The sequence below is a fragment of the Nocardioides daejeonensis genome (assembly GCF_003194585.1).
Taxonomy (GTDB): domain Bacteria; phylum Actinomycetota; class Actinomycetes; order Propionibacteriales; family Nocardioidaceae; genus Nocardioides; species Nocardioides daejeonensis.
Genome location: NZ_QHKZ01000011.1, coordinates 49,641 through 74,298, shown reverse-complemented (window position 1 = coordinate 74,298; position 24,658 = coordinate 49,641). Strand labels below are relative to the sequence as shown.

Below are 24,658 nucleotides of genomic sequence, written 5' to 3'. Positions count from 1 at the left end.
CAAAGCAGAAAGCGCTCCGGATCTGGCGATCCGGAGCGCTTTCTCTCTGCGACCCCGACGGGACTCGAACCCGCGGCCTCCGCCGTGACAGGGCGGCGCGCTAACCAACTGCGCTACGGGGCCATTGCCTCGTACTGAGGCGAGTGGAACTCTAACCCATGCCCCCCGGGTATCCACAAATCCGCGGATCCGATCGACCTGGGAGCCCTCCCGAAGATGCCGAGAGGCCCTGACCCGGGCAGGGTCGAGGGCCTCTCTGTCGGCACCCCCAACGGGATTCGAACCCGTGCTACCGCCGTGAAAGGGCGACGTCCTAGGCCACTAGACGATGGGGGCCCGCACGGCCGGCGTACGGTCGTGCTCTGCGAAAGCATAGGGGCAGCCACCCTTCCCTGCCAAAGCTCAGGCTCCGCCTCCCCGGCCGGCCCAGGTTTTCACATCACCGGCACACTCCTGTATCGTTCAGCGCGGCTTGGCCAGGTAGCTCAGTTGGTACGAGCGACCGACTGAAAATCGGTAGGTCGGCGGTTCGACCCCGCCCCTGGCCACCACCTCACGAGGCCGTGGATCCCTTGGATCCACGGCCTCGCTGCATCGCACGGCAGCGCGCCTAAGCCAGGCCCGGACCCGCGTCACTTGCAGGCAAGCGGCATCGTTGACCCCGTGATGAACACGCAGCAGGAGTCACCCACCGTGCTCGACGACATGGATCCGGCCTCGCCGGTTCCGGTGTCCCCGACGCCGACGGCAGCACTCGACTACCACCGGTTCGGTCACGACTTCGTGCGCCTGATCCTGCACAAGCAGCGGGTCACCGAGTCGATCGACCGGGTGCTCGGCGAGACCTTCGCACTCGGGCCGATCGGAGCGGGTCCCGGCCGCAAGGTCGCCAAGGCCACGGCCACCGGCACCTTCAGCGCCTCCTACGGCCACGCCCTGGAGGACGGTCAGTTCGGCTACAAGGTGTTCGTGCCGATCGCGGTGACCTTCGATCTCGACCTGCGGGTCGACTCGATGCGCTTCGAGGCCGACGTGGTCATCCCACTGACCGTGCTGATCCGTCTCGAGGAGCCGGTCACGATCATCTGGGACATCGTGCCCCCGACCGAGTCCGAGGTACGGCTGGAGGTGCGCTCCTCGACGTTGCGCTCCGCGCTGCTCCAGAAGGCCGCCGGGCTGGAAGGCGAGCTGCGTCGCTTCATCCTCCGCTTCGTGGCGCGCGAGCTGGAGAAGCCCCACGTGCAGAAGGCGCGGCGGATCCCGCTCGTCCCCCTCATCGACGCCGCCTGGCCGGTCATCGCCGCCCAGTTCCTGCCCAACTCACCGGAGGACCGGATCGCCCCGGAGGGCTGACCTGTGCTCCCTGGCCCGCTCCGCCTGCGCCACCGCACCCGCCCGGTGCGGGTGGTCAGCGACCTCCCCCGAGGCAGCGACGACCGGATCCCCTCCCGAGCGGTCGAGGTGGTCGCCGACGCGCCGCGGACCCGGGTCGCCCTCCAGACGCCCGACCTCCGCGCCGAGGCCTGGTACGACGCCACGACAGGCCGCGCCGGCATTGATCTGATCGGTGCCGACAAGGCACGCACGCGGCTGCGGAGCCGCCGCCAGGGCCGCGTCGACGCAGCGACCGACCGGGTGGCGATGACGCTCACCGGGCGGCAGCTCTCTCTGCTGACCCGCGCGCAGGGCATCTGGACCGTGCAGGCGAAGGTCGACCTCGCGCACACCCCCGGTCCCGACGGCCAGACGTCGCTGGACCCGCGGGCGGTGGAGGTCGTCACCGACGCCGAGGTCGTGGCGGAAGGAAGGTTCGGCCAGCTCGGGCTGCGCGACCTGCACCTGGTCACCCATGCGGAGGGCGAACCGGTGACGCGGGACGGCTGCTATTACCTCACCGCCACGCATGCCGGGCCCGGGTTCTTCGCCACCGCACACTGTGGCGTCTGGCGGTTCGACCCGCGCACCTACGAGCTGGAGCACACCGCCGACCTGTGGTTCGAGCGGGAGGGCCGCGTCTGGGGTGACCACGCCGTACACCTGGTGCGCGACGGCGGCTCCTGGCTGGTCGCCGCCTCCACCTGGGGCGACTTCGACCATGACGACGTCGGCATCACGGTGGCACGGAGCGACGCAGACCTGTTGAGCGGCGAGCACGTGCTCGGCAGCCTGCCGCTCGACCTCGCCGGAAGCGTGACCGACGGCGTAGCCGCCTGGGATCCGCACCTGACGCGGATCGACGGCCACTGGCATCTCGCCTTCGTCGTCGCCAGCGAGTTCTTCGTCTTCCGCCCCGTGCTCGCCCGAGCCGTTGCGGAGGGCCGGATGGGCCCCTGGCAGCTACTGGGCGACGCGCGGGAGCGGACAGCCACCGAAGGCACCCAGATCGTGCGCATCGGCTCCGAGTGGCGGGTCCTGGCCAGCGACGGGCCGGACAATCCGCGGCAGCTGCGACAGCGCTTCCCGGTCTTCGACCTGAGGCTGCGCGAAGTGGGGACGTTGGCTGCGGCGTACCCCTCGAACCTGCCGTGGCCCACGCTCGTGGACCACGGCGGCTCGTGGTTGATGATCACCTTCGACGGCACTCCGTACGGCGGCCGAGTGGCCGGCTACGGCACCCACGGCGACGTGCTGGTCTTCGACGACACCACCGGCTGAGCCGCGGCCGGTGGGTCGGCACGCCGCCTGGGACCGCGCGGCGGGGTCAATCCCCCGAGTGTTCGCGCAGCAGCGTCATGATCTCCTCCCTGCGGAAGCGGCGGTGACCGCCGAGGGTACGGATGGAGCTGATCTTGCCGGCCTTGGCCCAACGGGTGACTGTCTTGGGATCCACCCGAAAGAGCGCGGCCACTTCGGCAGGAGTCAGCAGACTGTCGACTTCTCCGTCGCGGGTACTCATGGATCCACTTTCATCAGGGGACATGTCCAGATTTGTCGAGTCTGACACACCCGACAACCCTCACCCCTTCCCCGCGGCGTTCCTCCTAACCGTCTGGCCCGCCGAGGACCGTCGCGGGTTCGGGCCGACAGGCGCGTGCCGCCGCGAGGACGGCACGTACGCTCGCCGTGAGGACCGACCGGTCCCGTCCTCCCGCCCAGGCCGCGCCCGATCCGTCCCGATACTCGATCAGAGTCAACGCTTCGCTCTGGCTCCCCGCGGCGAGTGAGCACTGCTGGAGCGTCAGGATCTCGACATGGATGCGCTGCTCGCCGAGCAGCCGTACCACCGCCTCGACGGGGCCGATGCCCTCGTAGGCGCGACTGTGCTCGACGCCGTCGATCAGCAGGCTGACATCCGCGCGACTGGCGCCGCCGTGGTCGACCGACTCCACTCGAACCAACTCGATGCCCCTGCCGCCGGACGCCAGGTAGTGGGCGACGAACAGCTCCAGCAGCCGCGGGGCGTCGACCTCGAGTCCCGTCGCATCCGCGTGCTTCTGCACATGCCGAGCGAAGTCGATCTGGAGACGACGCGGCAGCTCGATGCCGTACTCGGTCTGCAGCAGATAGGCGATGCCTCCCTTTCCGGACTGGGAGTTGACGCGGATGACCGCGTCGTAGGCCCGCCCGATGTCAGCTGGGTCGATGGGCAGGTAGGGAACCCGCCACTCGACATCACGTTCCGGCCGGCCCGCGGCCGCCGCACGCTGGCGGTGTTCGACGAAGCCCTTCCTGATGGCGTCCTGGTGCGTCCCGCTGAACGCTGTGTGGACCAGGTCTCCGACATAGGGATGCCGGGACGGCACCTCGATGCGGTTGCAGTATTCGACGGTGCGGCGGATCTCGTCGATGTCGGAGAAGTCGATCATCGGGTCAACGCCCTGAGCGTGCAGATTCAGGGCAAGAGTGGCGATATCGACGTTCCCGGTGCGCTCGCCGTTCCCGAAGATGCACCCCTCCACGCGCTGCGCACCGGCGAGCAGGGCCAACTCGGCGCAGGCAATGCCGGTACCACGGTCATTGTGGGGATGCACGGAGAGAACCACGGCGTCGCGACGGGCCAGATGCCGGTGCATGTACTCGATCTGGTCGGCGTACACGTTCGGCGTCGCAACCTCGACCGTCGCCGGCAGGTTGAGGATGACCGGGCGTTCCGGAGTCGCCTCCCAGAGCTCCGTGACCGCATCGCAGACCTCGAGGGCGTAGTCCGGCTCCGTCAGGTTGAAGACCTCGGGCGAGAACTCGAAACGGACGTTCGGCAGGTGCCCGGCGAGATCGAGCACGTCGCGCGCACCGGCGAGAATCAGGTCGAGCAGCTCGCCCCGGCCCTTCTGGAGCACGACCTCTCGCCACATCGGTGCCGTGGCGGCGTACAGATGGATGACGACCGGGTTGGCGATGCCCCGAACCGCGTCGACGGTGCGCTCGATCAGTTCGCGACGGGCCGGGGTGAAGACCACGATCGTGACGTCGTCGGGGGCCATCGTGGATTCGGCGATGAGCCGCACGAAGTCGAAGTCGGTCTGCGATGCGGAGGGATAGCCGACCTCGATCTCCTTGTAGCCCATGGCGACCATCAGGTCGAAGAAGCGACGTTTGCGGACCGGGTCCATCGGCTCCGGCAGAGCCTGGTTGCCGTCACGCAGGTCGACGGGGACCCACAGCGGCGCCTCGGTCACGCGTCGATCGGGCCACTCTCTCCTGATGTGCGGTACGTCGACGCGCGCGTAGACGTCGCGGTACCGCTGGGACGGCATCTGCGATCCCCGCTGGCGGTTCCAGCGGGGGGCGGACGCGGGGACGGGTCCTGCGGGCGTGTTGATCGTGGGGTGGGCGGACATGTGCCGGCTCCGTTCTCTCCTGGTGCTCTGGGAACCGGCGCGCTGCTCAACACCACGGAGGGGAGCCGGTCCGGCTAGGCCCCACCGTGGCGACCGAGGAGAAGCACCTGAGCAGTCAGCACCATCGCAGGCTAACACAACTCCTCAGACAAGTAGACAGGCATTGCCGGGAGTCGGCGCACAGACAGCGGGCACACTAGGCTTGACGTCGTGAGCCGCATCACCCCGTCGGCGCACGCCCGAACGGCGCCGGTCACCCCCGACGCCACGAACTACGAAAGGTCCCACGATGACCCGGTCAGCTGACGTCTTCGACTCCGAGCACGAGCAGGTCCTCTTCTGCCACGACGAGGCCAGCGGCCTGCGCGCAATCATCGCGATCCACTCGACCGCGCTCGGCCCGGCCCTGGGTGGCACCCGCTTCCATCCCTACTCCGACACCGCGTCAGCGCTGGACGACGTGCTGAACCTGTCTCGCGGGATGACCTACAAGGCCGCGCTGGCCGGGCTGGATCTGGGCGGCGGCAAAGCGGTGATCATCGGCGACCCCCGCACCTTGAAGTCGGAGGCACTGCTCCGCGCCTACGGCCGGTTCGTCCAGTCCCTCGGCGGGCGCTACAAGACCGCCTGCGACGTCGGCACGTTCAGCGCCGACATGGATCTGATCGCGCGCGAGTGCGACCACGTCACCGGCCGGACCGTGGCCCACGGCGGCGCTGGCGACAGCTCGGTGCTCACCGCCTTCGGCGTCTTCCAGGGCATGCGCGCCTCCGCCGAGGCCGCGTGGGGAAGCACCAGTCTCGACGGCCGGACCGTCGGCGTGGTCGGCGTCGGCAAGGTTGGCCGACACCTCGTCGAGCACCTCGTCAACGACGGCGCCGAGGTCGTCGTCACCGACGTGTGGCAGCCCGCCCTCGACCGGGTGCGCGACGAGCTTCCCCAGGTGACCATCGTCGACTCGGAGGCCGCCCTGCTCGCCCAGCCGCTGGACGTCTACGCCCCGTGCGCCCTCGGCGGCGCCCTGACCGACGACGTGGTCGCCGACTTGGGCGCCCAGGTGGTCTGTGGGGCCGCCAACAACCAGCTCGCCCATCCGGGCATCGAGAAGAGCCTCGCCGACCGCGGGATCCTCTACGCGCCCGACTACTGCGTCAACGCCGGCGGCCTGATCCAGGTCGCCGACGAGCTCGAAGGCTTCGACTTCGAACGCGCGCGCCAGCGGGCGGAAGGCATTCTGGAGACCACACGCGCCGTCTTCGAGGCTGCCCGAGCCGAGGGGGTGCCGCCCGCCGTCGCCGCGGACCGGCTCGCCGAGCGGCGGATCCGCGACGTCAGTCGGCTGCGCTCGGTCTGGCTCCCCTGAGAGCCCAGGCACTTTCCGGGAGTCGAGCTTGTCGAGCCGGATCTCGACAGGCTCGATCCCCGGATCAGCCTGTCGATCACCGGATCGACAGGCTCGACAACAGCGCCGACACGTCGATCACCAAGAACCCAGGGGCGGTCGTCTCGACCGCGCTGGGCGATCAGTCGCGCGTGTCGGGATAGCCCGCGTAGTCGTCGTAGTCGTCCTCCGCAGAGTCCGGCTGCTTGTCCTGCTTCGCCCCGTGCAGTTCCTGAGCCAGGGCAGAGAAGTCCGTCTCGTGGGTGCGGTACTTCAGGTCCCGGGCAACCTTGGTCTGCTTGGCTTTGGCTCGGCCGCGTCCCATAGGATCGACCCCTTCGCGCGCTCGGCCGGGGTCGGTTGACTCAGAGGTCCCGAAACCCTCGGCTTCTTGTCTGGTATCTCGTGGGCCCAACGCTACCCGAGGCGTGGTTGAAGAGCGAACCCGGCCATCCCTTCGGCGGGTTCCGCCGGTCTCCCGGCGCCCCGGGGGTCACCAGCCCGGGTGCTGGCCGACCAGCTCGACGCGGCCCGGAGCACCGGCCTCACCGGCGGCGACGGCACCCGCGACCCAGGCACGGATCCCGTGCCCGGCCAGCACCTCGACTGCTCGGTCCGCCTCGTCGGGCGCGGTCAACGAGACCATCCCGACACCGCAGTTGAGGGTCATCTCCAGGTCCGCCTGCGCCACCGAGCCGACCTGACGGACGACGTCGAAGATCGGCTGCGGGGTCCAGGTGGACCGGTCGAGCCGAGCGGTGAGGCCTGCGGGCATCACGCGCGCCAGGTTGGCGGCCAGGCCACCGCCGGTGATGTGCGACATCGCATGCGTCTCCGTCTCGCGCGCCAGCGCCAGGCAGGCGAGCGCATAGATCCGGGTCGGCTCGAGCAGTTCCTCGCCCAGGGTGCGGCCCAGCTCGGCGACCTCGCGGTCCAGGCTCCAGCCGGCCGTGTTCAGCAGCACGTGACGCACCAGTGAGTAGCCGTTGGAGTGCAGACCGCTGGCCTCCATGGCGATGACCACGTCACCGGCGCGGACGCGGTCGGCGCCCAGGAGATCGGCAGCCTCCACGACACCGGTGGTCGAGCCGGCGACGTCGTACTCGTCGGGCTCGAGCAGGCCCGGGTGCTCGGCGGTCTCGCCGCCGACCAGCGCGCAGCCGGCGAGCACACACGCCTCGGCGATGCCCTTGACGATCGCGGCGATGCGCTCGGGCACCACCTTGCCGGTGGCGATGTAGTCGGTGAGGAAGAGCGGCTCCGCGCCACACACCACCAGGTCGTCCACGAGCATGCCGACCAGGTCGTGGCCGATCGTGTCGTGCTTGTCCATCGCCTGGGCGATGGCGACCTTGGTGCCCACGCCGTCGGCGGAGCTGGCCAGCAGCGGGCGGTCGTAGGACTTCAGCGCCGAGGCATCGAAGAGGCCGGCGAAGCCACCGATGCTGCCGACCATCTCCGGCCGCCGGGCCTTGTCGATCCAGGTCTTCATCAGCTCGACGGCACGGTCACCGGCCTCGATCGAGACTCCGGCCTGGGCGTAGGCGTTCTGCTGGCTCTCGCTCATGTCTCTCCTGTGCAAGCGGTGCGCGGGGTGGGGGCTTGGGTCAGGGACGGTCGAGCGCGTCGGTGGCGCCCGCGCCGCTGAGCGACGTGGCCAGTCCCTCCGCCTCGACCGGGGCCGACTCCAACAGGCTCTTGCCGAGCAGCGTCGGCTCGGGCAGCGGCACCGGGTAGACGCCGTCGAAGCAGGCGCGGCACAGGTTGTCGTGCGGCACCGAGCTGGCCTCGACCAGCTCCTCCAGGGAGATGTAGGCCAGCGAGTCGGCGTCGATCGAGCGGCGGATCTCGTCTGTGGTGAGGCCGTTGGCGATGAGCTCCGCGCGGGTCGCGAAGTCGATGCCGTAGAAGCACGGCCACTTCACCGGGGGCGAGGAGATCCGCACGTGCACCTCCCGCGCGCCTGCCTCGCGCAGCATCCGCACCAGGGCCCGCTGGGTGTTGCCACGCACGATGGAGTCGTCGACCACGACGAGCCGCTTGCCCTCGATGACGTCGCGCAGCGGGTTCAGCTTCAGCCGGATGCCGAGCTGGCGGATCGTCTGGGACGGTTGGATGAAGGTCCGGCCGACGTAGGAGTTCTTCACCAGCCCGGTGCCGTAGGGGATGCCCGAGGCCTCGGCGTAGCCGATCGCGGCCGGTGTGCCCGACTCCGGAACGGGGATGACCAGATCGGCGTCGGCGGGGAACGCCTTGGCCAACCGGCGACCGATCTCGACCCGCACGCTGTGCACGCGCTGGCCGCTGATCAACGTGTCGGGCCGGGCAAGGTAGACGAACTCGAAGAGGCAGTGCTTGGGAGCCGGCTCGGCGAAGATCCGCGAGCGGAGGCCGGACTCGTCGATGATCACCATCTCGCCCGGCTCGACCTCGCGGATGAAGGAGGCGCCCACGATGTCGAGCGCCGCGGTCTCCGAGGCCACGACCCAGCCGCGCTCCAGCCGGCCCAGCACCAGCGGGCGGATGCCCTGGGGGTCGCGGGCGGCGTACAGCGTCTGCTCGTCCATCCAGATGAAGGAGAAGGCGCCGCGTACGGTCGGGAGGAGCTCCATCGCCTTCTCCTCGACCGAGGAGTCCGGGTGATGAGCGAGCAGGGCGGTCACGACGCTGGTGTCGTTGGTCGACTCGACCTCACCGGCGCGACCCAGCTCGGCGGCCTGAAGGGCCAGCTCCGCGGTGTTGGTCAGGTTGCCGTTGTGCGCCAGCGCGAGGGAGCCGTGCTCCGTCGGGTGGAAGGTCGGCTGGGCGTTGTGCCAGGTGCTCGCCCCGGTCGTGGAGTAGCGGGCGTGGCCGATCGCGAGGAACCCCTTGAGGGACTCCAGCGTGGACTCGTCGAAGACCTGGGAGACCAGGCCCATGTCCTTGTAGACGAGGATCTGTCGGCCGTTGCTGACCGCGATGCCCGCGGACTCCTGCCCACGGTGCTGCAGGGCGTAGAGGCCGTAGTAGGTGAGCTTGGCGACGTCTTCACCTGGCGCCCACACGCCGAAGACGCCACAGGCGTCCTGGGGGCCCTGGTCCTGAGGGTCGAGAGACGTGGTGAGGCGTCCGTCGCCACCCTTGCGCATGTTGCTGGGCTGAGGCACGGGCACCAGTCTACGGGCGTCGGTCCGTTGGTGGCCAAACGCCGTCCACCCGCGGACCGACGGCCCTCACATCCGCTTCTCCCCCTCGACGATCGCCTCCCGGATCCGCGTGTAGGTCCCGCAGCGGCAGATGTTGCGGATACCCTCGAAGTCGGCCTCGGTGACCTTGCGACCCTGCCTGCGGGCCCGCTTGACCACCGCGACCGCCGCCATGATCTGGCCGGGCTGGCAGTAGCCGCACTGGGCGACGTCACGCTCCAGCCACGCCTCCTGCATCGGGTGCAGTCCGTGCTTGCCCCGCTGCTTCTTCTTGACCGTCTTCGGAAGGCCTTCGATGGTGGTGATCTCATCGGTCGGCTTCAGCTTGCCGACCGGCACCGCGCACGGGTTGAAGGCCTTGCCGTTGATGTGGCTGGTGCACGCCTTGCAGACGTTGATGCCGCAGCCGTACTTGGGGCCGGTGACCCCCAGCAGGTCGCGCAGGACCCAGAGCAGGCGGACGTCGTCGGGCACCTTGATGGTGACCTTCTTGCCGTTGAGGATGAACTTCTGGCGAGGCATGTCGTCGCTCCGTGCTGCTCAGTAGGTGTGCTTGAGGCCGTTGGTGGGCGAGGGCGGCACAGGTGGGACGCGCGGCTTCTCCCTGAACGCAAGCGGCTTGTGGTGGTTGATCGGGAAGTGCGTCGGCACCTTGCCGGTCGCGGCGGCGTACCCACAAGCGGCGGCGGCGAAGCTGGCCGCCACCCCCGCCTCCCCGGCTCCACCCGGCTCCGAGGTGCTGGCCGGCATCACGTGGATATCGACGCGAGGCGGGGTGTTCCACTGCCGCGTGTAGAAGTAGTTGTCCCAGCTGGCCTCTTGGAAGTGCCCGTTCCGCAGATGCAGGCTGGAGGTGAAGGCCAACGCGATGCCGTCGTTGATGCCACCCAGCATCTGGGCCTTCAGGCCGGTCGGGTTGATCGGCAGGCCCACGTCGACGGCGAAGGTCGCGCGGGTGACGCGGGGACCGGTCACGGCGTCGCGGACCTTGCGCTTGACGGTCGTCGGCCGGGTGTCGACCTCCATGAGGCAGGCAGTCGCGCCCTTGTACTCCTTGTGGATCGCGACGCCCTGCGCGACGCCGGCTGGGAGCTTGCGGCCCCAGTCACCCTCGCTGGCGACCTTCTCCAGGACGCCGCGCACCATCTTGTTGCGGATCCGGCGCAACCGGAACTCCAGGCGGTCCTCCCCCAGCTCCTGGGCGAGCAGGTCCATCATCAGCTCCGAGCCCACGCGCATGTCGGGCGAGAAGATGTTGCGCATGCTGCCGGTGTTGAAGCGCTGCTCGGTCTCCACCAGCGTCTGCAGGACGACCCCGACGTTGTAGGGGATCTCCTGGGTCAGCAGGAAGACGGTCTCGGAGAAGCCCAGGTTGCCCAACCCGGTGGGCAGCGAGGCGACGTTGGCCGTGATCGCCTCTCCGAGCCCGTGCCGGAAGTCGGTCTCCACACTGGTGTGGGCCTGGGTGAACGCCAGCACCTCCTTGCCGAGCATCGCCACCTGGGTGCGGTTGGTCGCCATGGGGTGCGTGCGCCCGGCACGCGCGTCGTCGGCCCGGTGCCACATCAGCTTCACCGGCTTGCCCATCGCCTGGGAGATCTTCACCGCCTCCATGGCGCCGTCGGAGAAGAGCCGGCGACCGAAGGAGCCCCCGGACTGCATCACGTTGACCTTGACCTTGCCGACCGGCAGCTTCAGGTAGCCGGCCACCTCGCTCTGCAGGGTGACCGGGGACTTCAGGCCCGACCACACGGTGGCGGAGTCCTTGCGTACGTCGGCGATGGCGGAGTTGGTGTCCATCGCGGAGTTGCTGCGGAAGTAGAAGGTGAGGTCGAGCGACTTCGTCTTCAGCAACGGGTTGTCAGGCAGGTCGGGGAGCTTGAGCGGGATCTCGGACTTACGTAGCCGCGCCAGGACGTCGGCGTCCGACTCGCCGGCCACCGGACCGTCCGCCCACGTGACGTCGAGGGCCCGGATCGCGTCGATGCACTGTCCGAAGGTCTTGGCACGCACCGCGACCCCGAAGTCGACCATGACGACGTCGGTGACGCCCTTCATCCTCCGGACCTTGGTGAGGTTGTTGACCTTCGCCGGCGTGCCGTTGAGCGTGGGCGCCCGGCACACCATCGTGGGCAGCGCGCCCTTGACTTTGAGGTCGGTGGTGAAGGTCTTCTTGCCCGTCACCGCGGCAAGCGCGTCGACCCGGTTGGTGGGCTTGCCGATCACCGTGAACCCGGAGTCGGCGAGCGTCACGTCGACCGGCCTGGTCACCGGGCTGGCTGCCTTCTCGGCCAGTTCGCCGTAGGTCACCGAGCGCCCGTCCGGCGCCTCGATCACCCCGAGCTTCGAGACAAGCAGGTTGATCGGCTGGCCCAGCAGCAACGACGCCGCCTTCAGCAGCTCGTTCTTGGCGATCGCCGCAGCGACCCGGATCGGGGTGAAGGTGGAGATCGTGGTGTTGGAGCCACCGGTCAGCTGGTTGAACATCAGCTCCGGGCGGGCAGGCGCGAGTGTGACCTTCACCTTGTTCACCGGCAGGTCGAGCTCCTCGGCGATGATCATCGCCGTCGAGGTGGTGATGCCCTGCCCGACCTCGGCACGCGGCAGCGCGAACGAAGCCGTGCCGTCCTTGTGCAACTGGATCGCGATGAGGTTCGCCGTCGGCATCGCGCACAGCGTCAGGAAGTCGTTGAGGTCGAAGAGCTCCGCCGGCTGCGGGATCGTCGGCAGGGCCGCCGGCAGCGCCCCCGCCCGCGCCGGGCTCAGGCCCAGGTCCGCGGCCACGACCAGCGTGGCGCCACCGACGACGTACCCGAGGAATCGTCGGCGCCCCACTCCGGTGGCTGCGGCCGGCTCCGTCACGCGCTCCTGCTCAAGACTCGTCACAGGGGCGCAACGGACCGCTCGAGCAGTGGGTTACGTCACTTCTCGGCTGTCGCCGCAAGTTTGTAGACCCGTCCAACCGGCCTCGTGAGGACCGACAAAAGGATGTCGGCTATGCGCGGTTCGCGAGGTCTCCGAGGTTGGCGAGGAGGAGCGTCTCGGCCAGGCAGACGCGGTCGAACTCCGCCAGGTGCAGTCCCTCGTTGGCGCCGTGCGCGCGGGTGTCCGGGTCTTCGACCCCCGTCACCAGCACGCTGGCCTGGGGGAACGCCTCCAGGAACTCCGCAATGAACGGGATCGATCCGCCGACGCCCATGTCGACCGGCTCCGTGCCGTCCCAGGCCTGGCGGAAGGCGTCACGAGCGATGTCGTACGCCGGCCCGTCTGCCTTGATCTGCGTCGCCTCACCGGTGTCGACCACCGTCATGGTGAGGCTCGCGCCCCACGGGGCGTGCTTCTCAAGGTGCGCCTGGAGCGCGGCAAGCGCGTTCTCGGAGGTGTCGGCCGGGGCCGTGCGCAGGCTGAACCGCGCGCGGGCGGTCGGCGTGAGGGTGTTGGAGGCGCCCTCGACCTTCGGTGCGTCGAAGCCCGTGATGCTCAGCGCCGGCTGGGTCCAGAGTCGCTCGACGACCGGGCCGCTGCCGATCCACTCGACGCCGGGTGCGGCGCCGGACTCCGCGCGCAGTCGCTCCTCGGGGTAGTCGACGTCGGCGGCGGGGCTGCTCTTGAGCCCGTCGATCACCAGGTTGCCCCGGTCGTCGAAGCAGGAGGAGATGAGCCGGCTCAAGGTCATGATCGCGTCAGGGACCAGGCCGCCCCACATACCGGAGTGGACAGCGTGGCTCAGTGTGCGGACCTCGACGTCCAGTCGCACCAGGCCGCGAAGGCTGGTCGTGAGCGCAGGGACGCCGATGTCCCAGTTGCCGGAGTCGGCGATGACGATGACATCGGCGCGGAGCCGGTCGGCGTACTGCTCGAGCAGGGCGGGCAGCGTCTCGGAGCCGACCTCCTCCTCGCCCTCGATGAAGAGGGTGACGTTGACCGGCAACCCGTCGCCGAGCGCGCGGATCGCGGCGAGGTGGGTCACGATGCCGGCCTTGTCGTCGGCGGCGCCACGGCCATACAGACGGTCGCCCACCTCGGTCGGCTCCCACGGCGGGGTGTCCCAGTCGGCGTGGTCGTTCTCCGGCTGCACGTCGTGGTGGGCGTAGAGCAGCACCGTCGGCGCGCCCTGAGGCCCCGCCTTGTGCGCGATCACCGCCGGCGCGCCGCCGTCCTCGCGAGCGCTGACGATCTCCGCCTCGAAGCCCTCGGCGACGAAGAGGTCCCGGGTCTTCTCCGCACTGCGCTGCACCTCGCCGGCCCGCGCCGGGTCGGCGCTCACCGACTCGATCCGGACCAGCTCCTCCAAGTCGCGCCGGAGGCCCGGCATGAGGTCGGCAAGGCGGGCACGAAGTACGTCGATCTGAGTCACCCGGCAACCCTAACCCGCCGCCCAGAGCCGATCGTCCCTAACAGATTCGTGGTCGTCAGGCCGATCGACCACGAATCTGTTAGGGACGATCCAGGGGGCCGGGCCGGAGGAGAGGGGGAGGCTCAGGAGGCGACGTCGGTGCCGGCGGCAGCCCGGTACTCGGCGAGGAAGTCGGCGATACGGCCGATGGCCTCCTCGAGCATCGTGACGTCGGGGAGACAGACCAGGCGGAAGTGGTCGGGGTCGGGCCAGTTGAAGCCGGTGCCGTGGGTGACGAGGAGGTGCTTGGCCCGCAGCAGGTCGATCACGAACTCCTGGTCGTCCTTGATCGGATACACCTCCGGGTCGAGCTTGGCGAAGACGTAGAGCGCACCGCGGGGCCGGACCGCGCTCACTCCCGGGATCTCGTTGAGCAGGCGATGTGCGAGCATCGCCTGCTCGTAGAACCGGCCGCCGGGGCCGATGAACTCCTCGACCGACTGGTAGCCGCCGAGTGCCGTCTGGATCGCGTGCTGCGCAGGCACGTTGGCGCACATACGCATGTTGGCCATCAGGGTGAGGCCTTCGAGGAAGTCCTTGGCGAGATGCTTCGGGCCCGAGACCAGCACCCATCCGGAGCGGTAGCCACAGACGCGATAGGCCTTCGAGAGACCGCTGAAGGTCAGGCAGAGGACGTCGTCGCCGGCGTACGTCGCGGTGTGGTGGTGCACCGCCCCGTCGAAGAGGATCTTCTCGTAGATCTCGTCGCTGAAGATGACCAGGTCGTGGCGGCGCGCGATGTCGACGATCCCCTGGAGGATCTCCTCGCTGTAGACCGCGCCGGTCGGGTTGTTGGGGTTGATCACCACGATGCCGTGGGTGTTCTCGGTGATCTTCGCCTCGATGTCGGCGAGGTCGGGCTCCCAGCCGTTCTCCTCGTCGCACAGATAGTGCACCGGCGTGCCGCCGGTCAACGAGACCGCGCCGGTCCACAGGGGGTAGTCGGGAGCCGGCACCAGGATCTCGTTGCCGTCGTCGACGAACGCCTGCAGCACCATCGTGATGAGCTCGGAGACGCCGTTGCCGATGAAGATGTCGTCGACGTGGGCGTCGGTCAGGCCGCGAGACTGGTAGTACTGCGCGACCGCGGTGCGCGCGGAGAAGATCCCTCGGGAGTCGCTGTAGCCCTGTGCGTCAGGCAGGTGGTGCACCATGTCGGCGACGATCGCCTGCGGTGCCTCGAAGCCGAAGGGCGCGGGGTTGCCGATGTTGAGCTTGAGGATCTTGTGGCCCTGTGCCTCCAGGCGCTGAGCCTCTACCAGGATCGGTCCCCGGACGTCGTAGCGGACGTTCTTCAGCTTCTTGCTCTGCTTGATCTCACGCACCCACCCATCGTCTCAGGTCGGTACGCCGGAGCGCACCTCGGTTGTTCGCGCCCGCCATGGGGTCTCGACAGGCTCGACCGCCGGACTCCCGCCCGAGTCGCCGGACTCCCGCCCGATCACCGGACTCGCGCCCGACCACAGCGCCGGGTCAGGCGACGACGTTGCGCAGCGGGGAGCCGGCGACGAGGGCGCGGAGGTTGGCGCGCACCAGGTCGGCCATCCGGGGCAGCATCGCGGTGGTGCCGCCGCCGAGATGCGGGGTGATCAGCACCCCCGACATGTCCCACAGGGGATGACCGTCGGGCAGCGGCTCGGGCTCGGTGACGTCGAGCGCGAACCGGATCCTGCCCTCTTCGGCCAGCGCCGCGTCGGTGTCGAGCAGCGGACCGCGGCCGACGTTGACCACCAGGGCCTGGTCGCTCAGCGTGGCCAGCAGGTCGGCGTTGACGACGTGACGGGTCTCCTCGGTGAGCGGGAGGACCACGACCACCACGTGCTGACGGGGCAGCAGCTCGGGGAGCGACTCCGGTCCGTGCACCCGGCCGAGGAGGTCGTCGGTACGCGCCCGGCTGGCGACGGCCGTGACCCTCGCCTTGCAGGCGAGCATCCGTTCGGCGATGGCACGCCCGATCGAGCCGTAGCCGTAGATCAGCACCTCCGAGTCGGCCAACGAGCGACGGCCGGGCATGCGCCGCCAGGTGCCCTGCTGACGGACCGACTCCGGGATGCCACGGAGCGCGGCGATGGTGAGTCCGAGCGCCATCTCCGCCGTCGCGTCGTCATGGACACCGCCCGCGTTGGCCAGCTGGACGCCCGACGGCAGAAGCGCAGGGATGCCGTCGTAGCCGGCCGACTGGAGTTGCAGCAGCCGCAGCCGCGGGAAGCGGTCGAGGTCGTCGGCGACCGAGGTGTTGGTGACATAGCCGGCGACCAGGACCTCGACCTCGTCGGCTCGGTCCACGACCTCGCTGGCGAGCAGGAACTCCACTCCGTCGACCGGGCCCACCTCATCGATCAGGGCCTGGTCAGGCATCACCACCAACATCAACGCGCTCCTTCCAGAGGCAGGTAGAGGGACAGATCGGTACGCTCGCCACTTGCCCGGACCCGGCCGGAGTCCAGTGCGCTGGCCCAGGTGAGCTCACCCACCGCCAGCGCGAGCCAGGTCTCCGCGTCGGTCTCCACGACCGCCGGGGGTGTGCCCCGGGTGTGCCGGACGCCTGCGATGACCTGCACCGCGGCGTACGGCGGCACGCGGACCTCGACCGAGGCGCCGGGAGCACGCTCCTGGAGCAATGCCAGATAGTGCTTGGTGAGCGTCTTCAGCTCGGGCCGTCCGGCCGTGCCCTCCGCACGGATGGCGAGGGCACGGCGTACCTCCGCGGCGGGGGCGGGGATGAGTCTGCGGGGCACTCGGCCATCAGATCACAGCGGCAGAGCGCGGGGGCGCTCACTGCTCCTGAGCGGCAGCCCGGATGGCAAGGAGCAGCTCCACGAGCTCGTCGATCTTGCGTAGGTCGGTGTGGGTGCGCGATGCGATCCGCTCGAGGCGGTAGTAGACGGTGTTGACGTGCACGTGGATCGCTCGCGCCGCCTCCCGGGCGTTGAGGTGGTGATCGGCGAACGCCTGGAGGGTCTCGGCGTAGATGCCGTCGGCGGCCGCGTCCTCGGCGAAGAAGGCATGCACCTCGGGCCGGACGAGGCGCTGCGCAGTGGCGTCCGGGCGGCGGACCAGGTAGTTGAGGGCGGAGAGGCTCGAGATCGAGACCACCCCACCCCGCTGGTCGAGGCTGTCGCGGGCGAGCACCGCCTCGTTGTAGGCCTCGCGGACCGCGCCCAGCCCCACGTGAGAGGTGCTGATGCCGATCGACAGCGGCAGCCCACGCCCGGCGATGCGCTCACGCACCGACCTCAGCGCGTCGATCGCCTCCGCGACGGGGCGGCCGCGAAGTGTCACGATCCCGACGAGCTCGTTGTGGCGCGGCACGAAGAGACCGGGACCTGCGTGTGCGAGCCCGGAGCGCGCCGTCGTCACCAACGCGTCGACGCGCTCGTCGTCGGCACCCGTTCCGGCGGCGGTCGCCGTCACGACGATGAACGTGTCGTCGGCATGGATGTCCGCCTCCCGGAGCACCCGTTCACGGCCGGCGGTGGCAGGCGGCAGGCCGCTGAGCAGGTCCTCGACCACAGCCCGCTGTAGCCGCTCCCGATCAGCCACCCGGTACTGCTGCTCCTCCAGGTACGACGTCGCGGCAGCGGTGCTGCCGACCTCGACGGTCAGCATCACGTGGTCGACGAAGCCGAGCAGCGCCTCGAGGGGCTGCTGCTCCTCGCGGGCGTAGTAGACGAGGCTGCGCCACAGCGCCAGCTGCCCGACCCGGAACGCCTTGAGGAAGTCGGCCAGCGAGACCCCGCTGTCCACCCGTTTGGCCGCATGCCCCGCTGTCCACGGGAAGTCGGCCAGCACCGGCTCCCGGCCTTCGCGGATCGTGGTTGCGAAGACCTCGAAGATCTGGGCGCAGTGGCGCGCGACATCGGCCTCCTGCCCGCGACCGCGGTATCCCTCGACGGCGGCCAGGATCGCCTCGGTCGCTTCGACCGCCATCTGCTCGCGCCATTCCTCGACCCAGTCCGCGACCCGCCGCCGGTCCTCCTCCGAGGGCGGAGGCGCGGGCGCGGTGATGGGTCCGTGCGCAGGCCGAGGCGTGCCGCTGCTCATCGCCTCACCCGGGAACGGGACCGACCGGCCGCTGCGCGGTCGGGACCGGAAGTCGGGTCATGGGGCCCCTCCTTCGGTCGGGTGGCAAGCAGGCGGCGCCGCGTCAGGGTAGCAGCGCCGGTCGCCTGAGGATCGCCTCCACGCCCGACGCGCCGCTCCAGCCGCAGCAGCCCCTAATCGACGCCGAGCTGGCCGGTGAGACGCTCGTGCATCTGGGCGCTTGCGTGGTTGAGCCCCCGGATCTCGACCCGCTTGCCGAGGCGGGCGTACTTCGCCTCCACCGCATCCAGCGCGGCGACGGTGGAGGCGTCCCAGACGTGCGATGCGGACAGGTCGATGACCACCCGCTCCGGGTCGGCCGCGTAGGAGAACTGGGTGTAGAGGTCGTTGCTGGAGGCGAAGAAGAGCTCACCGGTGACCTGGTAGACGACGTGGTCGGGCCGGACCACGCGACGTACGCCGACCAGGTGGGCGACCCGGCGCGCGAAGAGCATCATGGCCACCAGGACGCCTGCGATGACGCCGATGGCGAGGTTGCGAGTAGCCACGACGGCGGCCACGGTGGTGACCATGACGGCGGTCTCGGCCCGCGGCATCCGTCGGAGCGTGGCCGGCGTGATGCTGCGCCAGTCGAAGGTGGTCACCGCCACGACCGCCATCACCGCGGCGAGCGCCGCCATGGGGATCCGGCCGACCGTCTCACCGAGGCCGACGCAGAGGGCGAGCAGCCAGACTCCGGCCAGCACCGAGGAGACCCGGCTGCGCCCGCCTGCCTCCTTCACGTTGACCATGGTCTGGCCGATCATCGCGCAGCCGCCCATGCCGCCGAAGAGCCCGGTGACGAGGTTGGCGCCGCCTTGCCCGAGCGCTTCGCGGGTCTTGTCGGAACGGGTGTCCGTGAGGTCGTCGACGAGCTTGGCGGTCATCAACGACTCCATGAGCCCGACCAGCGCCATGCCCAGGGCGTACGGCGCGATGATCCGCAACGTCTCCCCGGTGACGGGAACATCGGGAAGCAGCAGGTGCGGTAGGCCGTCGGGGAGGTCCCCCTCACCGGAGAGCTGGGGAGCGCCGGAGCCGGTCACCCACACCAGCGCGGTCAGGGCGACCACAGTGACCAGCGGCGCCGGGACCACGCGGGTCAGCCGGGGCACCAGCACCATCAGGCCGACGCCGAGCGCGCCGATGGCCGCGACCGTCCACCCGTGGTCGACGAGGTGCGGCACCTGCGCGGCGAAGATCAGGATGCACAGCGAGTTGACGAACCCCACCATGACCGAGCGCGGAATGAAGCGCATCAGCCGCCCCAGGCCGAGCAGGCCGAGCAGCACCTGCAGGAGCCCGGCAAGCAGGACGGTCGCCACCAGGTAGTCCATGCCGTGGTCGGCGACCAGCGGCGCGATCACCAACGCCGTGGCACCCGCAGCGCCGGAGACCATGGCCGGCCGGCCGCCGAGCAGCCCGGCCGCGACAGCCATCGTGAAGCTGGTGAAGAGTCCCACCCGCGGGTCCACGCCGGCCAGCACCGAGAAGGAGAGCGCCTCGGGGATCAGCGCCAACGCCACCACCAGTCCGGCCACGACCTCGATCCGCAGCAGGCGCGGCGAGCGGAGGACGGTGAGCACGGAGGGACTGAGGGGTTCGGCTGCTGGCACGGCGGGTCACTCTATGCCCGCCGGAACCGCTCCCCCGCCCGCCGTACGGCGTCCCTCAGCCCGGGAGGCGACTCCACGGTGACGTCGGCGTCGAGCGAGGCCAGGACAGCGAGCGGCCAGAAGAGGTCGTCGACCCTCATCTCCAGCAGCGTGCCCGCGTCGGTGGCGGTCGCCGTACCCCAGCGGCCGACCACGGCAGCGACGTGCTCTGCCGGGGCGTCCACCCGGACGCGCACCTCGTAGGTCGTGGGGATGGAGCGGATGCCTGCCCGGACGAAGGCGAGGGCGTCTTCGGCGGGCAGCTCCCGCTGCCGGAAGCGGACGCCGGTCAGCGTCGGGCTCGCGATCCGGTCGACCCGGAAGCTGCGCCAGTCGTTGCGGTCGCGGCAGTAGGCGACGAGATACCACCGGCTGCCGAGGCTGACCAGCTTGTGCGGCTCGACGTGGCGACGAGTCTCCTCGCCGGCGCGGGCGGTGTAGCCGAAGCGCAGCGTCTCGTCGTCGCGGCAGCCCTGGGCCAGGGTGATCAGCGCGTCGGCGTCGACGGTCGGTCCCCAGGGCGCCGCGGGCTGGGTCTGGGACTGCAGCGCGTCGATCCGGCGGCGCAGCCGCGGCGGCATGAGCGAGACCACCTTGGTCAGGGCGGCCAGCGAGCTGTCGTGCAGGCCGGTGACCGCGCTGGCTGCCGCGGTACGCAGCCCGACGGCGATCGCGACCGCCTCCTCGTCCTCCAGCAACAGCGGCGGCAGCTGACCGCCGGCCTGCAGCTGATAGCCGCCCGCGACGCCGCGGACCGCATCGACCGGGTAGCCGAGCTCACGGAGCCGGTCGATGTCGCGCCGCAGGGTCCGCGGACTCACCTCCAACCGCTGCGACAGCTCCGACCCCGGCCAGTAGCGATGGGTCTGCAGCAAGGAGAGCAGCCGCAGCATCCGCGCACTCGTGTTCGCCATGGGCCCAGATTAGGTTCGATTGAGGACAGAAAGTGACCGCAAGGGCAGATGGACTGGATCCATGACCACCCACCACATCGACCAGGGACCGGCGATCGTGACCCGCGGGCTGACCCGTCACTTCACCGTCCGCAAGGAGATCGTCGAAGCCGTCCGCAGCCTCGACCTGACCATCGACCAGGGCGAGCTGGTCGCCTTCCTCGGCCCCAACGGCGCCGGGAAGTCGACCACCCTCCGCATGCTCACCACGCTGCTCACCCCCACCTCCGGCACCGCGACCGTGGCCGGCCACGACGTCGCCGCCGACCCCCGCGCCGTACGCCGGGCGATCGGGTACGTCGGCCAGGGCAACGGCGCGGGGCACCAGCAGCGCGGTCGCGACGAGCTGATCAGTCAGGGCCGTGCCCACGGCCTCTCCCGTCAGCACGCCCGCGACCGGGCGGCGGAGCTGATCGCCGACCTCGACCTGGAGGCGGTAGCCGACCGCAAGGTCACCTCGCTCTCCGGTGGACAGCGCCGCCGGCTCGACATCGCGATGGGGCTGGTGCACCTGCCTCGTGTCCTCTTCCTGGACGAGCCGTCGACCGGCCTCGACCCACAGAACCGGGCCAACCTGCAGGAGCTCGTCCGGCGGCTGCATCAGCAGACCGGCTCGACAATCGTGCTCACCACCCACTACCTCGAGGAGGCCGACGCCCTCGCCGAGCGGGTCGTGGTGATCGACCACGGCCGGATGATCGCCGACGACAGCGCCACCAGGCTCAAGGACCGCCTCGGCGACCGGGTGCAGCTCCGCTTCGACTCCGAGCAGCGTGCCACCCACGCCGCGGAGCGAGCGGCCGGCCTGCCGGGAGCGAGTGTCCACCGCGCCGGGACGTCGGTCGAGGTGCGGGCGCCGGGTGCCCACGAGCAGGCACCGGCACTCATCGCCGACCTGCAGACCAGCGGGCTCACCGTCACCGGGGTCGAGATCACCCGTCCGACGCTCGACGACGTGTTCCTCGACCTCACCGGCCGCAGTCTCCGCGAGGCCAACCAGCAGACCACCCCCGAAGGAGCAGCAGCATGACCACCCTGACCGCAACCGCCTCAACCACCCAGGTCGCCGACGTACCTCCCAGCGGGTTCCTGGCCGACACCTGGAACGTGATGACCCGCGAGCTCAAGCCGTTGTGGCGCGAGCCGGCCTCGGTGCTCTTCGCCATGGTGCAGCCGCTCGTCTTCCTCGGACTCTTCGCGCCGTTGCTGCCGAGCACCCCGGGCGGATCGGCACTGCAGTGGTTCGTGCCCGGCATCGTGGCGATGACCTGTCTGATGGGCGCCTCGTTCACCGGCGCGAACCTGAGCGACGAGATGATCTCAGGCTCCCACGAGCGGATGCTGGTCTCCCCACTGAGCCGCTCCTCCCTGCTGGTCGGGCGGGCCTGCAAGGAGATCGTGCCGCTGATGATGCAGACCGCGATCATCCTGGTCGTAGTCACCCCGTTCAGCTTCGACCTGCACCTGGGCGGCGTGCTGGTCGGCGTGGCGATGCTGGCGCTCTTCAGCATCGGCGTCGGCTCCCTGTCGTTCGCCCTGGCGTTGGTGGCCGAGGGGCAGGAGTGGCTCTTCTGGACCGTGCAGCAGACGTTGATCTTCCCGGTGCTGCTGCTCGCCGGCATCCTGCTGCCGCTGGACGGCGCTCCCGGCTGGCTGCGCTTCCTCTCCGACCTCAACCCGTTGACCTACGTGGTGGACGCGCAGCGCGAGCTCTTCTCCGGCATGTGGAACCTCGACGTCATCGCCGCGGGCTTCGCCGGTGGCGCCCTGGTCGCCGCCTTCGGGGTCTGGGTCGGCGTGCGCGGGATGCGGCGCGCGTGAGCTGGTGCGAGGCTGGGGCGATGCCGACGCTCGCCCCAGCCCCGCGCCGTACCCGGATCGTCGCTGTCGTCGCGGTGCTGGTCGCGGCGCCGATGACCGCCGAGCTGATCCAGGCCTACCTGGAGACGACCGGCCAGTTGGCCGAACAGGTCTTCTTCGTGCTCTTCCTGGCCCCCCTGTACGGCGGCGCCGCGCTTCTGATCCGTGAGCTGACGGTGCGGACCGGGCGCGGGTGGTCGGCCCGGCTGCTGCTCGCCGCGGCGTTCGGAGTGTTGATGACGGGAGTCGTCGACCGTTCGCTCTTCACGCCCGACGTGCCGGAGATCGATTACTACGCGGAGTTCGTGGCCAGCGCATCGGTCGGCGGCGTCGGCCTCTACGCCCTCGTCTCCTGGGCCGGCGGACACGTGCTGATGAGCATCGGGGCGCCGTTGGCGCTGGTGGAGACGCTGGCCCGGCGTGGGCAGGACCGCCCCTGGCTCGGAGGGTTCGGCGCCAGCGTCCTGGCGCTGCTCTGCGTCGGAGTGGCGATCGCCATCAACCGCGAGCCGGAGAATCCGATCGAGGCCTCCTGGGGGCACTACGCCTTCGTCGTGGGCCTCGCCGTGGCACTGGTGGCCCTGGCGCTGAGTCCGCTGGGGCGCCCGGTCACCCGGCTCGCGAACCGGCGGACGCCCCCGCCCTGGGCGATCGCTCTCACCAGTCTGGCGCTCTTCTCCTGCCTCGACCAGCTGCCGGGATGGCCGGGACTGCTCACCCAGCTGGCAATCCTCGGCCTCGCGGTGCTGTTGGTGCGCCGCTGGTCGGCCTCGCCCGACTGGAGCTGGCAGCACGTCGGCTTCCTCGCCTGGGGCGCACTGCTCTCGCGCACGCTGCTCTCCTTCACGTTCCCCACCCCGGCAGGGGTCGACCCGCTCACCAAGGACGTCCAGTCCGCCGTCTTCGTGCTTCTCGCCCTTGGGGTCGGCGTGGCGCTGGCGCGTCGGCGAAGCCGTGGATCCAACGTTGCCGAGGAGGGTCACAACGGCACACCTGCCGGACACTTCCCAGTGTGAGCACCCGTGAGGAGTCCTTCACCGCCTGCTGGCGGACCGAGGCGCCCCGCGTCGCCGCCTTCGCGCGCCGCCACGTGGGCGAGGAGGCCGCCGACGTGGTCGCCGAGACGTTCCTCCATGCCTGGCGACGTTGGGAGGAGGTCCCCGACCCACCGATCGGCTGGCTGCTGAGCACGGCACGCAAGGTGATCAGCAACCGGATCCGCGGCACCGTGCGGCATCGGGCCCTGGCAGAGCGGATCGCGCTGCTGGACGCCGTGGCCGCCCACGCAGCCGACGTATCGGACGTCTCCCTCAGCCGCCGCGAAGCGCTGGAGCGGCTGGCCACCCTCGACCCGGAGCACCGCGAGGCACTGCTCCTCGTGGCCTGGGACGGCCTCTCGAACGACGAGGCCGCCCGGGCGCTCGGCCTCCGGCCTGCCGCCTTCCGCAAGCGACTCAGCCGGGCACGCGCCCGCTTGCTCGCCACCGACCCCCTGCCCTCCCCCGCACTGCGACCGATCCAGGAGACGCCATGACCGACCTGCGCATGCTCGAAGCGCTTCGCCCGCCGACCAGCCCGCTCGACGAGGAGTGGGAGGCCAGCACCCTGCGGGAGATCCTCGCCGATCCCGTCGGGGCGCCGAGGCGGCACCGACGTCGTCAGGTCGCCGCCCTGGCTACTGTCGGCGCGCTGCTGGCCGGCGGAGGGGCGGCCTGGGCGACGGGCCAGCTGCCGGCACTCGGCGGCAAGGACGCGCCCGACACCGTGCGCGAGAACGTGGCGGAATGGGGTGGGCCAGAACTGGCCGACGACCTTCGGGTCATCGTCGACGTCACCCTCCCGGACGGGACCGGGTTCGTCGTCTGGCGGACCACCCCCGTCAGCGGCGCACACGGTGAGTGCGAGGCGAGTTCGCACATCCCCGCCGGCGAGTCTCACAACCAGATGTGGAACGGCGGCAGCGGCTGCGGCACCGCGCCCGTCCGTCAACCGGGCTACCCCAGCATCCAGATCGTCAGCACCGACGCCGCCGCACCTGGCGACGCCGGCTGGCGCACCGGCGGCTGGTATCCGGTCGTCTATGGATCGACCGAATCCGGCGCGGCCAGTGTGCGTGTGACCGGGGTGGTGCCGTGGACCGGGACGTCGCTCGACACCACGTTCGACGTCGACCCGCAGACCGGCGGCTATGCCGGCACGCTGCCCGGCTCGTGGAAGCACGACGCCTTCCCCATGCGAGCCACCGCACGGGCAAGCAAGCTGACCTTCACCTTCCTCGACTCCGACGGCCAGGTCGTCGAGCGCTTCACCGACACCGAGGCGATGCGCGCGAAGGCCTTCTGAGGGAGACCATGTGCGCGCACTCAA

The 24,658-nt window shown here is 70.2% G+C and carries 22 protein-coding genes and 3 tRNA genes; 9 read left to right on the top strand and 16 right to left on the bottom strand.

Annotated features, from left to right (window positions below; all coding sequences use genetic code 11):
- Positions 1-49: 49 nt before the first annotated feature.
- Together DNK54_RS20390 and DNK54_RS20385 are read right to left on the bottom strand one after the other, a co-directional pair.
- Positions 50-123: transfer RNA gene (locus DNK54_RS20390), tRNA-Asp, on the bottom strand.
- Positions 124-263: 140 nt separating this feature from the next.
- A tRNA-Glu gene (locus DNK54_RS20385) sits at positions 264-336 on the bottom strand.
- A gap of 138 nt (positions 337-474) precedes the next feature.
- Between DNK54_RS20385 and DNK54_RS20380 the strand changes: the two genes are divergently transcribed.
- The 3 genes from DNK54_RS20380 (at position 475) to DNK54_RS20370 (ending at position 2,655) form a co-directional block, all read left to right on the top strand.
- A tRNA-Phe gene (locus DNK54_RS20380) sits at positions 475-551 on the top strand.
- 112 nt (positions 552-663) lie between these two features.
- Positions 664-1,353, top strand: coding sequence for a hypothetical protein (locus DNK54_RS20375; protein WP_162602575.1), 690 nt, complete (start codon positions 664-666; stop codon positions 1,351-1,353).
- Positions 1,354-1,356: 3 nt separating this feature from the next.
- The gene (locus DNK54_RS20370; RefSeq protein WP_110208856.1) at positions 1,357-2,655 is read left to right on the top strand and encodes a hypothetical protein; all 1,299 of its coding nucleotides are present in this window, start codon (positions 1,357-1,359) and stop codon (positions 2,653-2,655) included.
- A gap of 46 nt (positions 2,656-2,701) precedes the next feature.
- On the opposite strand, the gene DNK54_RS20365 is transcribed toward DNK54_RS20370, so the two are convergent.
- Positions 2,702-2,896, bottom strand: a complete 195-nt coding sequence (locus DNK54_RS20365) for a BldC family transcriptional regulator (protein WP_110208855.1) — start codon at positions 2,894-2,896, stop codon at positions 2,702-2,704.
- An 85-nt stretch (positions 2,897-2,981) separates the two neighbouring features.
- Positions 2,982-4,694 (bottom strand): 2-isopropylmalate synthase, encoded by a 1,713-nt coding sequence (locus DNK54_RS20360; RefSeq protein ID WP_110208854.1) that lies wholly within the window; start codon positions 4,692-4,694, stop codon positions 2,982-2,984.
- Positions 4,695-5,067: 373 nt separating this feature from the next.
- Here DNK54_RS20360 and DNK54_RS20355 point away from each other — a divergent pair, with 373 nt between their 5' ends.
- Positions 5,068-6,141: a Glu/Leu/Phe/Val dehydrogenase dimerization domain-containing protein gene (locus tag DNK54_RS20355; RefSeq protein ID WP_110208853.1), complete on the top strand. Its 1,074-nt coding sequence runs from the start codon at positions 5,068-5,070 to the stop codon at positions 6,139-6,141.
- Between the two features lie 160 nt (positions 6,142-6,301).
- Here DNK54_RS20355 and DNK54_RS20350 read toward each other — a convergent pair whose 3' ends face one another.
- From DNK54_RS20350 to DNK54_RS20295, 12 genes are all read right to left on the bottom strand, one after another.
- Complete coding sequence (locus tag DNK54_RS20350; protein WP_110208852.1) at positions 6,302-6,484, bottom strand: DUF3073 domain-containing protein; 183 nt, start codon at positions 6,482-6,484, stop codon at positions 6,302-6,304.
- Between the two features lie 168 nt (positions 6,485-6,652).
- Positions 6,653-7,726 (bottom strand): phosphoribosylformylglycinamidine cyclo-ligase, encoded by a 1,074-nt coding sequence (purM, locus tag DNK54_RS20345; RefSeq protein WP_110208851.1) that lies wholly within the window; start codon positions 7,724-7,726, stop codon positions 6,653-6,655.
- A 40-nt stretch (positions 7,727-7,766) separates the two neighbouring features.
- Positions 7,767-9,287: an amidophosphoribosyltransferase gene (gene purF / locus DNK54_RS20340; RefSeq protein ID WP_110208850.1), complete on the bottom strand. Its 1,521-nt coding sequence runs from the start codon at positions 9,285-9,287 to the stop codon at positions 7,767-7,769.
- An 84-nt stretch (positions 9,288-9,371) separates the two neighbouring features.
- Positions 9,372-9,866 carry a (2Fe-2S)-binding protein gene (locus DNK54_RS20335; RefSeq protein WP_110208849.1) on the bottom strand — a complete coding sequence of 165 codons (495 nt, stop codon included), beginning with the start codon at positions 9,864-9,866 and terminating at the stop codon, positions 9,372-9,374.
- 18 nt (positions 9,867-9,884) lie between these two features.
- Entirely contained in the window at positions 9,885-12,206 is a 2,322-nt protein-coding gene (locus DNK54_RS20330) for a molybdopterin cofactor-binding domain-containing protein (protein WP_204164730.1), read from the bottom strand.
- Between the two features lie 133 nt (positions 12,207-12,339).
- The gene (locus DNK54_RS20325; protein WP_110208847.1) at positions 12,340-13,701 is read right to left on the bottom strand and encodes a M20/M25/M40 family metallo-hydrolase; all 1,362 of its coding nucleotides are present in this window, start codon (positions 13,699-13,701) and stop codon (positions 12,340-12,342) included.
- A gap of 122 nt (positions 13,702-13,823) precedes the next feature.
- On the bottom strand, positions 13,824-15,065 hold the full coding sequence (locus DNK54_RS20320) for a pyridoxal phosphate-dependent aminotransferase (RefSeq protein WP_110208846.1): 1,242 nt from the start codon (positions 15,063-15,065) through the stop codon (positions 13,824-13,826).
- 148 nt (positions 15,066-15,213) lie between these two features.
- Positions 15,214-16,098 carry an NAD(P)-dependent oxidoreductase gene (locus tag DNK54_RS20315; protein WP_204164729.1) on the bottom strand — a complete coding sequence of 295 codons (885 nt, stop codon included), beginning with the start codon at positions 16,096-16,098 and terminating at the stop codon, positions 15,214-15,216.
- Positions 16,099-16,109: 11 nt separating this feature from the next.
- Positions 16,110-16,478, bottom strand: a complete 369-nt coding sequence (locus DNK54_RS20310; protein ID WP_110208844.1) for a sterol carrier family protein — start codon at positions 16,476-16,478, stop codon at positions 16,110-16,112.
- A gap of 37 nt (positions 16,479-16,515) precedes the next feature.
- Positions 16,516-17,784 (bottom strand): PucR family transcriptional regulator, encoded by a 1,269-nt coding sequence (locus tag DNK54_RS20305; protein ID WP_110208843.1) that lies wholly within the window; start codon positions 17,782-17,784, stop codon positions 16,516-16,518.
- Positions 17,785-17,957: 173 nt separating this feature from the next.
- The gene (locus tag DNK54_RS20300; protein WP_204164728.1) at positions 17,958-19,439 is read right to left on the bottom strand and encodes a SulP family inorganic anion transporter; all 1,482 of its coding nucleotides are present in this window, start codon (positions 19,437-19,439) and stop codon (positions 17,958-17,960) included.
- 11 nt (positions 19,440-19,450) lie between these two features.
- Positions 19,451-20,392, bottom strand: coding sequence for a helix-turn-helix transcriptional regulator (locus tag DNK54_RS20295; RefSeq protein WP_110208841.1), 942 nt, complete (start codon positions 20,390-20,392; stop codon positions 19,451-19,453).
- Positions 20,393-20,453: 61 nt separating this feature from the next.
- Between DNK54_RS20295 and DNK54_RS20290 the strand changes: the two genes are divergently transcribed.
- Genes DNK54_RS20290 through DNK54_RS20275 form a run of 5 tightly spaced genes read left to right on the top strand, consistent with a single transcriptional unit; the run spans position 20,454 to position 24,634 of the window.
- The gene (locus tag DNK54_RS20290) at positions 20,454-21,461 is read left to right on the top strand and encodes an ATP-binding cassette domain-containing protein (protein ID WP_110208840.1); all 1,008 of its coding nucleotides are present in this window, start codon (positions 20,454-20,456) and stop codon (positions 21,459-21,461) included.
- Positions 21,458-22,252, top strand: coding sequence for an ABC transporter permease (locus DNK54_RS20285; RefSeq protein WP_110208839.1), 795 nt, complete (start codon positions 21,458-21,460; stop codon positions 22,250-22,252). Before DNK54_RS20290 ends, DNK54_RS20285 begins: the two co-directional genes overlap by 4 nt.
- 20 nt (positions 22,253-22,272) lie before the next feature.
- On the top strand, positions 22,273-23,307 hold the full coding sequence (locus tag DNK54_RS21200) for a hypothetical protein (protein ID WP_162602574.1): 1,035 nt from the start codon (positions 22,273-22,275) through the stop codon (positions 23,305-23,307).
- Positions 23,304-23,825, top strand: coding sequence for an RNA polymerase sigma factor (locus DNK54_RS21195; RefSeq protein WP_162602573.1), 522 nt, complete (start codon positions 23,304-23,306; stop codon positions 23,823-23,825). The genes DNK54_RS21200 and DNK54_RS21195 overlap by 4 nt, the downstream gene beginning before the upstream one ends.
- Positions 23,822-24,634 (top strand): hypothetical protein, encoded by an 813-nt coding sequence (locus DNK54_RS20275; protein WP_110208837.1) that lies wholly within the window; start codon positions 23,822-23,824, stop codon positions 24,632-24,634. The genes DNK54_RS21195 and DNK54_RS20275 overlap by 4 nt, the downstream gene beginning before the upstream one ends.
- The last annotated feature ends 24 nt before the right edge of the window (positions 24,635-24,658 follow it).

Excerpts from the sequence above, each read along its gene's own strand:
- DNK54_RS20365 (WP_110208855.1), bottom strand. The coding sequence starts at position 2,896 with ATGAGTACCCGCGACGGAGAAGTCGACAGTCTGCTGACTCCTGCCGAA.
- DNK54_RS20360 (WP_110208854.1), bottom strand. The coding sequence starts at position 4,694 with ATGCCGTCCCAGCGGTACCGCGACGTCTACGCGCGCGTCGACGTACCG.
- DNK54_RS20355 (WP_110208853.1), top strand. The coding sequence starts at position 5,068 with ATGACCCGGTCAGCTGACGTCTTCGACTCCGAGCACGAGCAGGTCCTC.
- DNK54_RS20350 (WP_110208852.1), bottom strand. The coding sequence starts at position 6,484 with ATGGGACGCGGCCGAGCCAAAGCCAAGCAGACCAAGGTTGCCCGGGAC.
- purM (WP_110208851.1), bottom strand. The coding sequence starts at position 7,726 with ATGAGCGAGAGCCAGCAGAACGCCTACGCCCAGGCCGGAGTCTCGATC.
- purF (WP_110208850.1), bottom strand. The coding sequence starts at position 9,287 with ATGCGCAAGGGTGGCGACGGACGCCTCACCACGTCTCTCGACCCTCAG.
- DNK54_RS20335 (WP_110208849.1), bottom strand. The coding sequence starts at position 9,866 with ATGCCTCGCCAGAAGTTCATCCTCAACGGCAAGAAGGTCACCATCAAG.
- DNK54_RS20315 (WP_204164729.1), bottom strand. The coding sequence starts at position 16,098 with ATGCCTGACCAGGCCCTGATCGATGAGGTGGGCCCGGTCGACGGAGTG.
- DNK54_RS20305 (WP_110208843.1), bottom strand. The coding sequence starts at position 17,784 with ATGAGCAGCGGCACGCCTCGGCCTGCGCACGGACCCATCACCGCGCCC.
- DNK54_RS20295 (WP_110208841.1), bottom strand. The coding sequence starts at position 20,392 with ATGGCGAACACGAGTGCGCGGATGCTGCGGCTGCTCTCCTTGCTGCAG.
- DNK54_RS20290 (WP_110208840.1), top strand. The coding sequence starts at position 20,454 with ATGACCACCCACCACATCGACCAGGGACCGGCGATCGTGACCCGCGGG.
- DNK54_RS20285 (WP_110208839.1), top strand. The coding sequence starts at position 21,458 with ATGACCACCCTGACCGCAACCGCCTCAACCACCCAGGTCGCCGACGTA.
- DNK54_RS21200 (WP_162602574.1), top strand. The coding sequence starts at position 22,273 with ATGCCGACGCTCGCCCCAGCCCCGCGCCGTACCCGGATCGTCGCTGTC.
- DNK54_RS20275 (WP_110208837.1), top strand. The coding sequence starts at position 23,822 with ATGACCGACCTGCGCATGCTCGAAGCGCTTCGCCCGCCGACCAGCCCG.